A 13792-nucleotide genomic window follows, 5' to 3' on the forward strand; every position below is an offset into this window, starting at 1 on the left:
GCTTTACTATCGGAACTTCAACAATAAGGAATACAACAATGGGTTCGCTGAAACGAATGGCTGTGTTGTGCGGTTTTACAGTGTTGTTTGCTGCCACCGCCCAGGCTGAGGATTGGCAAGTCGCCAAGGACGAAGACGGTATCAAGGTGTCCCTGAGCGAAATTGCCGGCTCCAAGTACAAGGCGTATCGCGGGGTCACCACGATCAAGGCGCCGGTGGCCAAGATTGTCGCGCTGCAGGAAGACGTTGCCGGTGCGTGCGCCTGGATCCACGAATGCAAGTCCCAGAAACTGGTCGACAAGAAGGGCGACGAGAGCTGGACCTACACCCAATTCAAAGCGCCGTTCCCTGTGACGGATCGTGACTCCTACCTGCATATCACCACGACCAAGGCCGCCGATGGCACGTTGACTCGTAAACTTGAAGGTGTCCCCACCTACAAGCCTGAAGAAAAAGGCTACGTGCGCGTCGCCCAGGTCGACGGCTTCTGGAAACTGGTGCCCAAAGGCGACAACCAGACCGAAGTCACCTACCAGGTGCACACCGAGCCAGGCGGCAGCGTGCCCTCGTGGTTGGCCAACAAGTTTGTGGTGGACGCCCCGTTCAACACCTTGAAAGCCTTGAAACAACACGCAGAAAAATAACTGCAGTTGATCCGGTGCCTCCGGCCTTGAGTGGAACGTTTGTCCAGCGCTCAAGGTCCAGATACGTGTAAGCCCACACATGGGTTTTATCGAGGAGGCACCGATGCAAACGTGGCAAATTACCTTCGTTGATGATCACGGCGTGCAGTCCGTGGAGCAGTTCACCTGCGAACACAAGCCCAGCCTCGAAGACGCTGCGCACATGATTCGCAACAAGCTGGTGCCCGTCGCCGCCAAACTGAACCTCAATGACCTGGAGGGCCGCAAGCCCGAGCCGACGGTCAAGATTCTCAAAGACCAGAACAGTATCCAGATCCTCGACATCTCTCCCGCCGCCTGAACATTCCCTGTAAGCCATCCAAGCGCCTCTGGTGGAGGTGATAGCTTCGCGCTACTCTGCAAACGAGATCAGCGAATGAATCGCTAGTTCTGGTCTTGTCAGCTACATGCTTGTTTTCCAGCGGTGATGTTGTTGCCGTAGTCCCCACGCCATTGCGGCGTGGGCTTCGGGAAGCACGGAAAGTCTATCCATCAATTCGAGGAGCACTTTTCATGAGCACAGCCTATCAAGAAGACATCAGCACCAACGTTCTGCGCCGCATGAAAGAAGGCGGCTTCGACTTTTCGCGTTTTCACCCCATCGAGTTCTACGCCATTTTCCCGGATGAGGAACGGGCGCGCAGGGCTGCGGGTGAGTTTCGCGGGGAATCCCTGAATGCCCAGGTGAGTGCGCGCGACGATGGCGCCTGGTACCTGGAACTGAGCAAAGTCATGTTTGCGACCTACGACGGCATAGGAGACTTCGAGCAAGACTTCGGGGCGGTGGTCGAGCCGCTGGGTGGGATCATCGAAGGATGGGGCGTGAAGCAGGAGGTGCGTGGGTTACCCATGTAGCGGCTTGAAGTATGAGAAACGCAGCGTATCGGCTGACCTTTGGGTCGGCCGATTTTGTTTGTGAGGTGGGAAAATTACTCGGAACTTGCGCGCTATTTTTACGCACCAAAAAAAGGCCACCCATGAGGGTGGCTTAAAGGGAAGAGCGGAGCGCTGAAGGCAGTTCAGCAGATGGGGCCGATTATCCGCAGCCTGCGCCGGGCAGTGAAATCAACTCTGACTATGCTGTTGATAGTCAAAGCCCGCATTGCGATGAAGCGCCGGGCAGTGCACCGGGCATTCTGCGCACCAGGACGGTGCGAGCAGATTGCGTGGTTAATTCAACTCACTGATTTCTAAGTGTTTATGCCGCTGGCACGGGCCTTGCGACGGTTCTTTCGCCCGGGTGACAAGGAGTTCGGCATGATCCGCACTTATTACGATGAAATGTACGATGGGGCAGGCCAGGTCCGACCGCATTACCGCGAGTTCGCCCGCTGGCTGGCCGAAACCCCGCCTGAACTGCTGGCCCAGCGCCGGCGCGAAGCCGATTTGCTGTTTCACCGCGCCGGGATCACCTTCACCCTCTACGGGGACGAGCAGGGCACCGAGCGCCTGATTCCCTTCGACACCATCCCGCGCAGCATTCCCGCCAGCGAATGGCGGATTGTCGAGCGCGGCTGCATCCAGCGGGTCAAGGCGCTGAACATGTTTCTCGCCGACCTGTATCACGAGCAACGCATCATCAAGGCCGGGATCATTCCTGCCGAACAGGTGCTGGCCAACGAGCAATACCAGCTGGCAATGCAGGGCCTGGACCTGCACCGCGACCTGTATTCCCACATCTCCGGCGTCGACCTCGTACGCGATGGAGACGGTACGTACTACGTGCTCGAAGACAACCTGCGTACGCCCAGCGGCGTCAGCTATATGCTTGAAGACCGCAAGATGATGATGCGCCTGTTCCCCGAACTGTTCGCTGCCCAGCGCATCGCGCCTATCGATCACTACCCCAACCTGTTGCTCGACACCCTGAAAAGCTCAAGCCCCCTGGATAACCCCAGCGTGGTGGTATTGACGCCGGGCCGCTTTAACAGCGCGTTCTTTGAGCATGCCTTTCTCGCCCGTGAGATGGGGGTGGAACTGGTGGAAGGCGCCGACCTGTTCGTGCGTGACGATCGCGTCTTCATGCGCACGACCGATGGGCCAAAGGCCGTGGACGTGATCTACCGTCGCCTCGACGATGCGTTTCTCGACCCCCTGGCCTTCAACCCGGACTCCATGCTCGGCGTGCCCGGCCTGCTCGCGGCTTATCGCTGCGGGAATGTGGTGCTGGCCAATGCCATCGGCACCGGGGTGGCGGATGACAAGTCGGTGTACCCCTTCGTCACCGAGATGATCCGTTTTTACCTGGATGAAGAACCGATCCTGAAGAATGTTCCGACCTTCCAGTGCCGTAAGCCCGACGAACTGTCCCACGTGCTCGCCAACCTGCCCGACCTGGTGGTGAAGGAAACCCAGGGCTCCGGCGGCTACGGCATGTTGGTAGGCCCGGCGTCCACGGCAGCGGAAATCGAAGCCTTCCGTGCGCGTATCAAGGCCAAGCCCCACGCCTATATCGCCCAGCCGACCCTGTGTTTATCCACCTGCCCGACCTTTGTCGAAAACGGCATTGCGCCGCGCCATATCGACCTGCGCCCATTTGTGTTGTCCGGCAAGGAGACCCGTGTAGTCCCCGGCGGCCTGACCCGCGTGGCCTTGCGCGAAGGCTCGCTGGTGGTCAACTCGTCCCAGGGCGGCGGCACCAAAGACACTTGGGTGGTCGAGGACTGATGCCATGTTGAGTAGAACTGCCTCGGATCTGTACTGGATGTCGCGCTACCTGGAGCGTGCCGAAAACCTCGCACGCATGCTCGACGTCAGCTACTCGCTGTCACTCATGCCCCAGGATGGGCGCGGCGATGGCCTGCATGAACTGGCCATGCCGTTGTTGATTACCGGCACCCTGGAGGATTACCACGAGCGTCACGGCCAATTGCACGCCGAACGCCTGTTGCACTTTTTTGCGCTGGACGCGGCCAACCCGGCCAGCATCTACAGTTGTCTCGGTGCGGCGCGGGCCAGCGCCCATGCCGTGCGTGGGCGAATTACCGCGGATATGTGGGAAAACATCAACGCCACCTGGCTGGATATTCGCGATATCGCCCAGCAGGGCCTCAGCCGTTATGGCATGAGCCGGTTCTGTGAGTGGGTCAAGGAACGCTCCCATCTGTTCCGTGGCGCCACCTACGGCACCATCATGCGCAACGACGCCTTCCGGTTTATCCGCCTGGGCACTTTTATCGAGCGCGCCGACAACACGCTGCGCCTGTTGGACGCCCGCTATGAAATGGCCGGTGACCGCGCCGAGCCTGTCACCGATGGCACGGCCCACGCCTACTATCAATGGAGTGCCTTGCTGCGCGCCTTGTCGTCGTTCGAGGCCTACACCGAGATTTATCGCGATGCGCCTGGCGCGCGGCAAGTCGCCGAGTTGCTGCTGTTGCGCGCCGATGTGCCACGCTCGTTGCGTGCCTGCAGTGAAGAGATCGACCAGATCCTCGCCAGCCTGCCCGGCATCAACGGCCGCCCGGCCCAGCGCCTGGCTGCCGAGATGGATGCGCGCCTGCGCTTTACCGCCATCGATGAAATCCTTGAGGAAGGCCTGCACGCCTGGCTGACCGACTTTATCCCTTTGGTCCGCCAGTTGGGCGACGCCATCTACAGTTCCTACCTGGAGGCGGCATGAGACTCTCCATCAGCCACGAAACCACCTACCACTATGAAGACCAGGTGCGCGCCAGCATCCAGTACCTGCGCCTCACGCCCCATGACAGCGAGCGCCAGCATGTGCTCAGTTGGCAACTCGACCTGCCGCGCCCGGTGCGTGCCCAGGTGGACCCGTTCGGTAACATCCTGCATGTGTTGACCCTGGATGAGCCCCACGACGCCATCATCATTGGCGCGCGTGGCCAGGTGGATATCGACGAGCTGCGTGAGGCCGAGCACGAGAGCCAATCGGCGTTCCCGTTCCTGCGGTGCACCCGCCTGACCGAACCTGATGACGCCTTGCGTGGTTTTGCCGAACAGCACTGCCGTCAACGGCGCGACCGCACGGCGTTGATCGACTTGATGCACGCGCTGAACCAGGCGATGGCCTACACACCTGGCGCGACCGAAGTCGACACCTGCGCCGCCCAGGCCTTCGCCGGCCGGGCGGGCGTGTGCCAGGACCACACCCACGCGTTCCTGGCCTGTGCGCGTAGCCTGGGCATTCCTGCGCGGTATGTGTCGGGGTATTTATACACCGAGGACAGCACGCACCTGGCCAGCCACGCCTGGGCCGAAGCCTGGCTGGATGACGCCTGGTACAGTTTTGACGTGACCAACCAACTGGCGCGCCCGGAGCGGCATTTGAAGCTGGCGGTGGGGCTGGATTACCTCGATGCTTGCCCGGTGCGCGGCATGCGCCGGGGCGGTGGGCATGAGCAAATGCATGCCAAGGTGTTCGTGGCGCCGACGCCGGTGATTTCCGTCCAGCAGCAATGATAGGGTCGCGGCGAGCGGGGTGTCGTGGCGTTTGCCACCGGATGTTTAAGGTTGCGGTTTACGCCCGGCCATATGCTTCAAATACCCCACCAACAGATCCAGCTCACCGTCGGGCAACACGCTGGTCGCGAACGCCGGCATCTTCGCCTGCGGCCAATGCCGCAAACTCTGTGGGTCGCGGATATAGCGCTTGAGGAAATCACCGCCAAAATACTCGGTGGGGTTGTAGGGGATATTCAGGTCCGGTCCCACCTGGCCGTCTCCGGCGCCATTGAGGCGGTGGCATGCCAGGCAGTTTTTCTGGAACAGGGCAAAACCCTGGTTGATCGGGTCGTTGGCCGCCAGCTTCGGATCCGGCAACAACGCCGGAAAACGCTCCGCCACTGTCTTCAACTGCTTGATCGCGGAAATCTGGAATGGCCACTGCTCAGGGCTGATAGCCCCGGCTTGCGGGTTGGTCCACACCAGGTAGAACGGCCCTGCACTGGGTTTGCCATCTGCCAGCGCCGGCCATGGTTGAGCAGGATCCTCCACCGCCAGCCAGGCGCGTGCACCCTGTTGTTCCAGCAACGGCGCGGCGGTGAGTTCGGCGGCGAATCCATCCAGGGCCACCGCTTGCACGTGGCTCTCGGGTTTCAAGCCAGGTAGGAGTACGGCCAGCGGCACTGCGCGATAATTCATGCTGCGCTTGTAGGAGACGTCATCGGCGATCTGCACCGTCTGCGCTTGCGGGTGCTTGAGCAAGTCGGCGGTCTCCCAGGTCTTGCGGGAGTGGTCGAGTTCGATGGTCAATTGGGCCGCCGCAGTGGGGAGGCTGATGAGCAAGGCGAGGAGGGCAAGGATGGCTTTCAAGAAAGGGCCCGGTGTCGAGTGGCGATGCTGCTCACGATAGCGCAAATCTGCACGCAAAAAGACAGCCCCTGCAGGACCGCTATGCGCAATGTCCTTGCAGGCGCTGCCAAAAACTGCAGAACCGGTGCTGTGAATGCACGGCATGTGGGCGTGGAGGTGTCACCCAATAACCTTGGTTAAATTGGGCAAGATCAGAATCAGTGTGGTGGCGAACAGAATGAGTCCCGCCTGACGTACTTTCGAATGTTTGAACATGGCTGACTGCCTTTTGTTGTTATTCCTGAGCGTCAAATGCGTGCCGGTTTTATTTCAGTATGGCGAGATGACGTGTCGCTTTTCTTACAGTTGCTCCGGCAAAACCCGGCAGCAACTTCCTACTGATTCAACCTTAGAGGCCTTGTTCTTCGCGGCTTAGACTCATTTCGTATCAGTTAATCAGTATTTCTGCTTAAAAAGGCATGAGGCATATCGCCATCTTGGCGCCAATGCCTTGGCTAGACAGCTAAAACGATTAATCAGGGGATTACCTTAGGTACCTACCGTTCGTCCGAGCGAGGGGGTCAAAAGCAATGAGCGCATCCGTCATTGAAACCGTGTCAATCGGGCCTAAGGTAGGGCACACATGCACACTGGTTCGAGGACGTCATGACCCAAGCGTTGATCTTTGATGCAATACGCACCCCCCGTGGCAAAGGCAAGCCGGACGGTGCCTTGCACAGCGTCAAGCCGGTGAACCTGGTGGCCGGCCTGCTCACCGCGCTGGCCCGACGCAGTGACCTCGACACTCATCAAGTGGACGACATCGTGCTCGGCTGCGTGACCCCGGTAGGCGACCAGGGCGCCGACATCGCCAAGACCGCGGCGCTGGTGGCGGACTGGGACATCAGCGTCGCCGGCGTGCAGGTCAACCGCTTCTGCGCGTCGGGCCTGGAGGCGGTGAACCTGGGCGCGATGAAAGTCCGCTCCGGCTTCGAGGACCTGGTGGTGGTCGGCGGTGTCGAGTCCATGTCCCGCGTGCCCATGGGCAGTGACGGCGGCGCCTGGGTGCTCGACCCGCAGACCAATATGCACAGTCACTTCACCCCACAGGGTATTGGCGCGGACCTGATCGCCACCCTGGAAGGTTTCACCCGCGAGGACGTCGACGCCTTTGCCCTGCATTCTCAGCAGAAAGCGGCGAGGGCGCGTGCAGACGGTGCCTTCGACAAGTCGCTGATCGCGGTGCAGGACCAGAACGGCATCGTGCTGCTGGACCATGACGAATTCATTCGCGGCGATTCCACCCTTGAAGGCCTCGGCAAGCTCAAGCCGAGTTTCGAAATGATGGGGCAGATGGGCTTCGATGCCACCGCGTTGCGGGTCTACAGCCATGTAGAGCGCATCCATCACGTACACACCCCCGGCAACAGTTCCGGCATCGTCGACGGGGCGGCGCTGATGTTGATCGGCTCCGAAGCCAAGGGGCGTGAACTGGGCCTGCAACCCCGGGCACGTATCGTTGCCACGGCGGTCACCAGTACCGATCCGACGATCATGCTCACCGGTCCCGCGCCCGCCACGCGCAAGGCCCTGGCCAAGGCCGGCCTGCGCGTCGAAGACATCGACCTGTTCGAGGTCAACGAAGCGTTTGCCTCGGTGGTGCTCAAGTTCATCAAGGACATGGGCATCGACGCCGCACGTGTGAACGTCAACGGCGGCTCGATTGCCATGGGGCACCCGTTGGGGGCGACCGGCTGCGCGATCCTCGGCACCCTGCTCGACGAACTCGAAGTACGCCAGCAGCGCTATGGCCTGGCCACCCTGTGTGTTGGCGGTGGCATGGGCATCGCCACCATTATCGAACGCCTCTGAGCCCAAGGAATTTGTCATGACCCAAGCCATTCGTTACGAAAAAGGCCAGGACGGCATCGTGGTGCTGACCCTCGACATGCCCGGCCAAAGCGCCAACACCATGAACGGCGTATACCGCGCGGCCATGGCGGCCACGGTCGAGCGCCTGGAGACGGAAAGGGACAGCATCGCCGGCGTCGTCATCACCTCGGCGAAGAAAACGTTTTTTGCCGGTGGCGACCTCAATGAACTGATCAAGGTCGACAAGGCCCACGCCAAGGATTTCTATGACGGTGTGCGGGTGTTGAAAGCGCAACTGCGGCGCCTGGAAACCCTCGGTAAACCCGTGGTGGCCGCAATCAATGGTGCGGCACTCGGCGGCGGCTGGGAGATTTGCCTGGCATGCCATTACCGCGTCGCGCTGGACGACAAGTCGGTGCAGTTGGGCTTGCCGGAAGTCACCCTGGGCCTGCTGCCGGGGGGCGGCGGGGTGGTGCGCATGGTGCGTATGCTGGGGCTGGAAAAGGCCTTGCCGTATTTGCTCGAAGGCAAGAAAGTGCGGCCGCAACAGGCGCTGCAAGCCGGCTTGATCAACGAACTGGCGGCGGATCGCGATGAGTTGCTGGCCAAGTCCCGCGCCTGGATCCTGGCCAATCCGGACGCCAGGCAACCGTGGGACAACAAGGCCTACCAGATTCCGGGCGGCACCCCTTCGAACCCGAAAATTGCGCAGATGCTGGCAATTGCGCCGTCGATTTTGCGCAGTAAAACCAACGGCTGTTTCCCCGCCCCGGAGAAAATTCTCTGTGCGGCCGTCGAAGGCGCCCAGGTAGACTTCGACACCGCGCACCTGATCGAAACCCGTTACTTCACCGAGCTGGTGACGGGGCAGGTCGCAAAAAACATGATCGGCACCTTCTGGTTCCAGCTTAACGAGATCAACTCCGGCAGCTCGAGGCCGCAAGGGTTTGCGCCGCATATCACGCGTAAAGTCGGCGTGCTGGGCGCGGGGATGATGGGGGCGGGCATTGCCTATGTCAGCGCCAGCGCAGGCATCGAGGTGGTGCTCAAGGACATCAACCTGGCGGCCGCCGAGAAGGGCAAGGCGCATTCGGCGGCGCTGCTGGACAAGAAGGTCAGCCGTGGGCAATTGACCGCCGAGCAGCGGGAAACCATTTTGGCGCGGATTCTTCCTACGGCCTCTGATACTGATCTGGCAGGCTGTGACCTGATCATCGAGGCGGTGTTCGAAGACCGCGAACTCAAGGCCAAGGTCTCGGCCGCTGCGCAAAGCGTGGTCGGCGCCGACGCCGTGATCGCCTCCAACACCTCCACCTTGCCCATCAGCGGCCTGGCCACGGCGGTGCCGGATCAGGCCAGGTTCATTGGCCTGCACTTCTTCAGCCCGGTGGACAAGATGCCGCTGGTGGAAATCATCAAGGGCGCACGCACCAGTGACGAAACCCTGGCCCGTGGTTTGGATTTTGTCCTGCAAATCAAGAAAACCCCGATCGTGGTCAATGACAGCCGTGGCTTCTTCACTTCACGGGTGTTCGGCACCTTTACTAACGAAGGCATTGCCATGCTCGGTGAGGGCGTGGCCGCGCCGATGATCGAGACCGAAGCGCGCAAGGCCGGCATGCCGGTGGGGCCGTTGGCGGTGTCTGACGAAGTGTCCCTCAGCCTGATGAGCCATATCCGGCAGCAGACGGCCAAGGACCTGCAGGCGGAGGGCAAGGCGCTGCCTGCGCACCCGGCGACGGCGGTGATCGATCTGTTGGTCAATGAATACAAGCGGCTGGGCAAGGCGGCGGGAGGCGGTTTCTATGAGTACCCCAGCGGCGGGCAAAAGTACCTGTGGCCAGAGTTGAAAAGCCGCTTTGAGCGACCCGACCAACGCATCTCTGCACAGGATGTACGCGACCGCCTGCTGTTTATCCAGGCCATCGAGACGGTGCGCTGTGTGGAGGAGGGGGTGTTGATGTCCACGGCGGACGCGAACGTGGGGTCTGTTTTCGGCATTGGTTTCGCGGCCTGGAGCGGTGGCGCGCTGCAGTTCATCAACCAATACGGCTTGAACGACTTTGTTGCCCGCGCCCGCTATCTGGCGCAGCAGTATGGCGAACGTTTCACGCCGCCGGCGCTGTTGCTGGAGAAAGCGGCGCAGGGCGAAGTGTTCCGGTGAAGCTGGGGGGCTTGCCTTGAAGGGGTATTTCAAGGCAGGCTCTGGGGGTGTGCAATATTCCCATCACCGTGTCAGGTATTTTTTATGTCGCTACGCGTCTGTATCCTGGAAACCGATATCCTGCGTCCAGGCTTGATCGATCAATACCAAGGGTACGGGCAGATGTTCAAGCGCCTGTTCGCCAAGCAGCCGATTCCCGCCGAGTTCGTGGTGTACAACGTGGTGAACGGTGAATACCCCTCGGACGACGAAGTCTTTGACGCGTACCTGGTCACCGGCAGCAAGGCCGACTCCTTCGGCACTGACCCATGGATCCAGACCCTCAAGACCTACCTGCTCGGCCGTTACGAGCGTGGCGACAAGCTGCTCGGCATCTGCTTCGGTCATCAGTTGCTGGCACTGTTGCTGGGCGGCAAGACCGAGCGCGCCGGCCAGGGCTGGGGCATGGGCATTCACGACTACCAGTTAGATGCCAAGGCCCCGTGGATGAGCCCTGAAGTACCGGAATTGACCCTATTGATCAGCCATCAGGACCAGGTCACCACGTTGCCGGAGAATGCCACGGTCATCGCCTCCAGCGCTTTTTGCCCGTTCGCGGCGTACCACATCGGTGACCAGGTGTTGTGTTTCCAGGGCCACCCGGAATTTGTCCATGATTATTCCCGCGAGTTGCTGGAGATTCTCCAGACAACCCTGGGCGAAAAAGTCTATACGAACGGCGTGGCCAGCCTCGAGCGCGACCACCACGGTGCAACCGTGGCGGAATGGATGATGCGGTTTGTGGCGCACAAATCCTAAAGCCAACCCGACCTTTTGAAACTGGCCCACAATGCCGTGCAACCCGTCGCAATAAACCCGAGTACCGCAAAGTAGCCGTAGTGCCATTGCAGCTCGGGCATGTTCTGGAAGTTCATCCCGTAAATCCCCGCCACTGCGGTGGGGAACGCCAGGATCGCCGCCCATGCGGCAAACTTGCGCTGCACCACGCTCTGGCGCGAAGCCTCCAATAACACACCGATTTCGATGGTCTGGCTGGCGATATCGCGCAGGGTGGTCAGGTCTTCCATCTGCCGCGTCACGTGAATCTGCACGTCACGGAAATACGGGCGCATGTTCTTGTCGATGAACGGGAAGCTGAGCTTCTGCAACTCCTGACTGATCTCCACCATCGGCGCCACATAACGCTTGAGTCGCAACACGTCGCGGCGCAGGCCGTGGATCTTCTGGATATCCCGCTCGCTCAGCGAACTGCACAACACGTTGCGCTCCAGCTCATCGATCTCGGCATGGATCGCTTCGCTCACCGGTTGGTAGTTTTCGGTGACGAAATCCAGCAGCGCATACAGTACGAAGTCTTCCCCATGCTCCAGCAACAGCGGCCGCGCCTCACAACGCTGGCGCACAAAGCCGTAGGACGCCGAGTGCCCATTGCGCGCGGTGATGATGTAGCCGTTGCCGGCAAAGATATGCGTCTCGATAAACTCCAGCTTGCCGTTCTCGCGCACCGGCGAGTAGGTGACGATAAACAGCGCATCGCCAAAGGTTTCCAGCTTGGGGCGGCTGTGTTTTTCCAGGGCGTCTTCGATGGCCAGTTCATGCAGGTTGAACTGGCGTTGCAGGTTGGCCAGCTCCCGGGCGTCGGGTTCTTCCAGGCCTATCCATACAAAGTGATCGGGTTTGGCGGCCCAGGCCGCGCCTTCATCGAGGGTGATATCCGTGACTTTCTTACCGGCGCTGTAGACGGCGGCCGCAACAACTCTACCCATGGTGCTGATCGCTTCTTATTGGGAGGACAAGTGTTGGGCAGCTTAGCCTGAATGGCGTTCCGTCGTTGCGTCGAGCTTTTTGTAGTGAGCGAGCTTGCTCGCGCTGGGGGGCGAAGCGCCTTCAAGTGGTGTTCAGGCTGCCCGCAACTCGCGGTCCATCTCGTCAATACAGGCTTCCATCTGTGCATGACACGCCTGCATCAACGCCGGGATGTCGTCCGAAGTCATGCCAACGGTAGGAATTGGCGGCAGCGACCGTATGAGCACATCCCCACTGTTCCAGCGATTGAGCTGCATATGCGTGACGTAATTGCTGACACACACCTGCACAATCGGCACCCCCGCCGCAATCGCCATATGGAACGCACCTTTCTTGAACGGCAGCAATCCTTTGCCCAGGTTGCGCGTGCCTTCCGGGAACACCCAGATCGAGGTGTCTTCATGCTGCAACGTGTGGGTGGTGGTGAGCATCGCGCGGCGTGCCTTGTGCGCATTGCCCCGGTCAATCAACACATTGCCCGCCAGCCAGAACAACTGGCCGAACAGCGGCACCCACTTCAGGCTTTTCTTGGCGATGCACACCGTACGGTGGGGCACCACGGTGCCGAACACAAATAGGTCATAGTTGGACTGGTGGTTGGCGATGATCACGCAGGTGCCGGGCTTGTTGCGCAGCGAGTCCACATCGGCCTTCACCTTGAGCCGCAGGATCCACATGGCCGGCACCGCGTACAGGCGTGCGCACAGGCGACTGTTGTCCGGGTTGAACGGCCGGCACACACCAACCAGCACGCCGAGCACGCCGGCAAGCATAAAGTGCAGGCTCATCAACAACATACGCAACAGGAAAAGCATCGACACGGCCTACCGGGACAAAAGGTGGCGCAGTGTACGGTTGTGCACTGTATTCGGCAATTACCCCGGTAGAGGTAGGAGATAGCCGATGTTTAAGCGCATGTTTCAACATCTGTCGATACGGGCAAGCTAGAGCGGCTGAAGATGATTCGGAATTGGTTGTACGAAAAAGCCCGACGTAAGGTCGGGCTTCGGTGTATCAGGCGTAGGGATTAACTCAGGATATGCCCCTGGTCTTGGATGATGGCGTCGTCCAAGGCTTCCAACAGTTCTTTACGGACTTTCAACTTGGTGTGCTTGTGGGCGTTCATGTTGAGCTTCTTCAACTGACGCGCCGCTTCCAGCGCCGCCGCGTGCAGCTCTTCCGGTGCCACCACCTTGTCGAGGAAGCCCGCTTGCAACGCGCCCTGCGGGTCAAACATCTCGGCATTGATCACCGAACGATGGAACGCCGACTTGCGCAGGCGATCCCGCGCCAACTCGATACCGGCGTGGTGCATGGTCATGCCAATCGCTACTTCGTTCAGGCCAATGCTGAACGGGCCTTCCACGCCAATCCGATAATCCGCCGACAGCAGCAGGAAGGCACCCTTGGCCACCGCATGCCCAGGGCACGCCACAATCACCGGGAACGGGTGCGACAACAGGCGACGCGCCAACGTCGAACCGGACGTCACCAGGCTGATCGCCTCTTTAGGGCCGGCGGTCATCACCTTCAAATCATAACCACCCGACAAAATCCCCGGCGTACCGGTGATCACCACCACCGCCCGGTCCTTCTCCGCCTGGTCCAGCGCTTCATTAAAGGCACTGACCACCGCCGGAGAAATGGCATTCACCTTGCCGTTGCTCAAGGTCAGGGTCGCGATACCGTCTTCGAGGTGGTAGGCAATCAACTCACTCATGACGCGGTTCCTTGTAGGACTTGTTATAGAAGAATGCAGCAGACGTTACCCACCACGCCCGCCCCGGTAAAGCGCTGTGACTGACTGGCCAGTCAGGGTTTTCCCCTGCACAGCGCATCGGAATGCCTGGGGCAGGGCACAATCGCCGCCCCAGACACCTACCGCCGATGCCTGAGAATGGCACAATCAACGCCCCTTGCCGGGCGGTGAGCGGCATAACCGGCTAAGCGCATGAATATTCTGAAAAAAACCTTTGCCATCAGAAAGGCTTTCGACTACATTAGCGCGCCTCGA

General features: G+C 60.3%; 13 protein-coding genes. 9 read left to right on the plus strand and 4 right to left on the minus strand.

The features are described 5' to 3' along the window. The first annotated feature begins 38 nt into the window (after positions 1 to 38). The 6 genes from BM110_RS28230 to BM110_RS28255 all read left to right on the plus strand — a co-directional run bounded on the left by BM110_RS28230 (position 39) and on the right by BM110_RS28255 (position 5105). The gene (locus BM110_RS28230; RefSeq protein ID WP_093514575.1) at positions 39 to 644 is read left to right on the plus strand and encodes an START domain-containing protein; all 606 of its coding nucleotides are present in this window, start codon (positions 39 to 41) and stop codon (positions 642 to 644) included. 103 nt (positions 645 to 747) lie between these two features. Further along, on the plus strand, positions 748 to 984 hold the full coding sequence (locus BM110_RS28235) for a hypothetical protein (RefSeq protein WP_092242608.1): 237 nt from the start codon (positions 748 to 750) through the stop codon (positions 982 to 984). A gap of 212 nt (positions 985 to 1196) precedes the next feature. Next, the gene (locus BM110_RS28240; RefSeq protein ID WP_058427416.1) at positions 1197 to 1538 is read left to right on the plus strand and encodes a ribonuclease E inhibitor RraB; all 342 of its coding nucleotides are present in this window, start codon (positions 1197 to 1199) and stop codon (positions 1536 to 1538) included. A 402-nt stretch (positions 1539 to 1940) separates the two neighbouring features. After that, positions 1941 to 3350 carry a circularly permuted type 2 ATP-grasp protein gene (locus BM110_RS28245; protein WP_092242611.1) on the plus strand — a complete coding sequence of 470 codons (1410 nt, stop codon included), beginning with the start codon at positions 1941 to 1943 and terminating at the stop codon, positions 3348 to 3350. 4 nt (positions 3351 to 3354) lie between these two features. After that, a complete protein-coding gene (locus tag BM110_RS28250) occupies positions 3355 to 4305 on the plus strand; it encodes an alpha-E domain-containing protein (RefSeq protein ID WP_071491441.1) in 951 nt (316 codons plus the stop codon). Beyond that, positions 4302 to 5105, plus strand: a complete 804-nt coding sequence (locus BM110_RS28255) for a transglutaminase family protein (RefSeq protein WP_092242614.1) — start codon at positions 4302 to 4304, stop codon at positions 5103 to 5105. Before BM110_RS28250 ends, BM110_RS28255 begins: the two co-directional genes overlap by 4 nt. Positions 5106 to 5150: 45 nt before the next feature. Here the strand turns inward: BM110_RS28255 and BM110_RS28260 are convergent, their stop codons facing one another. Then, on the minus strand, positions 5151 to 5957 hold the full coding sequence (locus BM110_RS28260) for a c-type cytochrome (RefSeq protein ID WP_093514621.1): 807 nt from the start codon (positions 5955 to 5957) through the stop codon (positions 5151 to 5153). A gap of 645 nt (positions 5958 to 6602) precedes the next feature. Here BM110_RS28260 and BM110_RS28265 point away from each other — a divergent pair. The 3 genes from BM110_RS28265 (at position 6603) to BM110_RS28275 (ending at position 10770) form a co-directional block, all read left to right on the plus strand. Continuing rightward, positions 6603 to 7808: an acetyl-CoA C-acetyltransferase gene (locus BM110_RS28265; protein WP_093514576.1), complete on the plus strand. Its 1206-nt coding sequence runs from the start codon at positions 6603 to 6605 to the stop codon at positions 7806 to 7808. Positions 7809 to 7824: 16 nt separating this feature from the next. Then, a complete protein-coding gene (locus BM110_RS28270) occupies positions 7825 to 9972 on the plus strand; it encodes a 3-hydroxyacyl-CoA dehydrogenase NAD-binding domain-containing protein (protein WP_092242624.1) in 2148 nt (715 codons plus the stop codon). Between the two features lie 84 nt (positions 9973 to 10056). Then, positions 10057 to 10770 (plus strand): amidotransferase, encoded by a 714-nt coding sequence (locus BM110_RS28275; RefSeq protein WP_093514577.1) that lies wholly within the window; start codon positions 10057 to 10059, stop codon positions 10768 to 10770. On the opposite strand, the gene BM110_RS28280 is transcribed toward BM110_RS28275, so the two are convergent. The 3 genes from BM110_RS28280 to BM110_RS28290 all read right to left on the minus strand — a co-directional run bounded on the left by BM110_RS28280 (position 10767) and on the right by BM110_RS28290 (position 13498). Continuing rightward, the gene (locus tag BM110_RS28280) at positions 10767 to 11738 is read right to left on the minus strand and encodes a magnesium and cobalt transport protein CorA (RefSeq protein WP_092242626.1); all 972 of its coding nucleotides are present in this window, start codon (positions 11736 to 11738) and stop codon (positions 10767 to 10769) included. The two genes, BM110_RS28275 and BM110_RS28280, sit on opposite strands and share 4 nt — an antisense overlap. Positions 11739 to 11870: 132 nt before the next feature. After that, on the minus strand, positions 11871 to 12593 hold the full coding sequence (locus BM110_RS28285; RefSeq protein ID WP_093128101.1) for a lysophospholipid acyltransferase family protein: 723 nt from the start codon (positions 12591 to 12593) through the stop codon (positions 11871 to 11873). Between the two features lie 212 nt (positions 12594 to 12805). Further along, entirely contained in the window at positions 12806 to 13498 is a 693-nt protein-coding gene (locus BM110_RS28290) for a crotonase/enoyl-CoA hydratase family protein (protein WP_071491433.1), read from the minus strand. Between the last annotated feature and the right edge of the window lie 294 nt (positions 13499 to 13792).

This window comes from Pseudomonas sp. NFPP28, assembly GCF_900115535.1.
Lineage (GTDB): Bacteria > Pseudomonadota > Gammaproteobacteria > Pseudomonadales > Pseudomonadaceae > Aquipseudomonas > Aquipseudomonas extremorientalis.

What these genes read in the sequence shown, in the direction of transcription:
- BM110_RS28230 (WP_093514575.1), top strand. Translation starts at nt 39, where the DNA reads ATGGGTTCGCTGAAACGAATGGCTGTGTTGTGCGGTTTTACAGTGTTG.
- BM110_RS28235 (WP_092242608.1), top strand. Translation starts at nt 748, where the DNA reads ATGCAAACGTGGCAAATTACCTTCGTTGATGATCACGGCGTGCAGTCC.
- BM110_RS28240 (WP_058427416.1), top strand. Translation starts at nt 1,197, where the DNA reads ATGAGCACAGCCTATCAAGAAGACATCAGCACCAACGTTCTGCGCCGC.
- BM110_RS28245 (WP_092242611.1), top strand. Translation starts at nt 1,941, where the DNA reads ATGATCCGCACTTATTACGATGAAATGTACGATGGGGCAGGCCAGGTC.
- BM110_RS28250 (WP_071491441.1), top strand. Translation starts at nt 3,355, where the DNA reads ATGTTGAGTAGAACTGCCTCGGATCTGTACTGGATGTCGCGCTACCTG.
- BM110_RS28255 (WP_092242614.1), top strand. Translation starts at nt 4,302, where the DNA reads ATGAGACTCTCCATCAGCCACGAAACCACCTACCACTATGAAGACCAG.
- BM110_RS28265 (WP_093514576.1), top strand. Translation starts at nt 6,603, where the DNA reads ATGACCCAAGCGTTGATCTTTGATGCAATACGCACCCCCCGTGGCAAA.
- BM110_RS28270 (WP_092242624.1), top strand. Translation starts at nt 7,825, where the DNA reads ATGACCCAAGCCATTCGTTACGAAAAAGGCCAGGACGGCATCGTGGTG.
- BM110_RS28275 (WP_093514577.1), top strand. Translation starts at nt 10,057, where the DNA reads ATGTCGCTACGCGTCTGTATCCTGGAAACCGATATCCTGCGTCCAGGC.
- BM110_RS28280 (WP_092242626.1), bottom strand. Translation starts at nt 11,738, where the DNA reads ATGGGTAGAGTTGTTGCGGCCGCCGTCTACAGCGCCGGTAAGAAAGTC.
- BM110_RS28285 (WP_093128101.1), bottom strand. Translation starts at nt 12,593, where the DNA reads ATGCTTTTCCTGTTGCGTATGTTGTTGATGAGCCTGCACTTTATGCTT.
- BM110_RS28290 (WP_071491433.1), bottom strand. Translation starts at nt 13,498, where the DNA reads ATGAGTGAGTTGATTGCCTACCACCTCGAAGACGGTATCGCGACCCTG.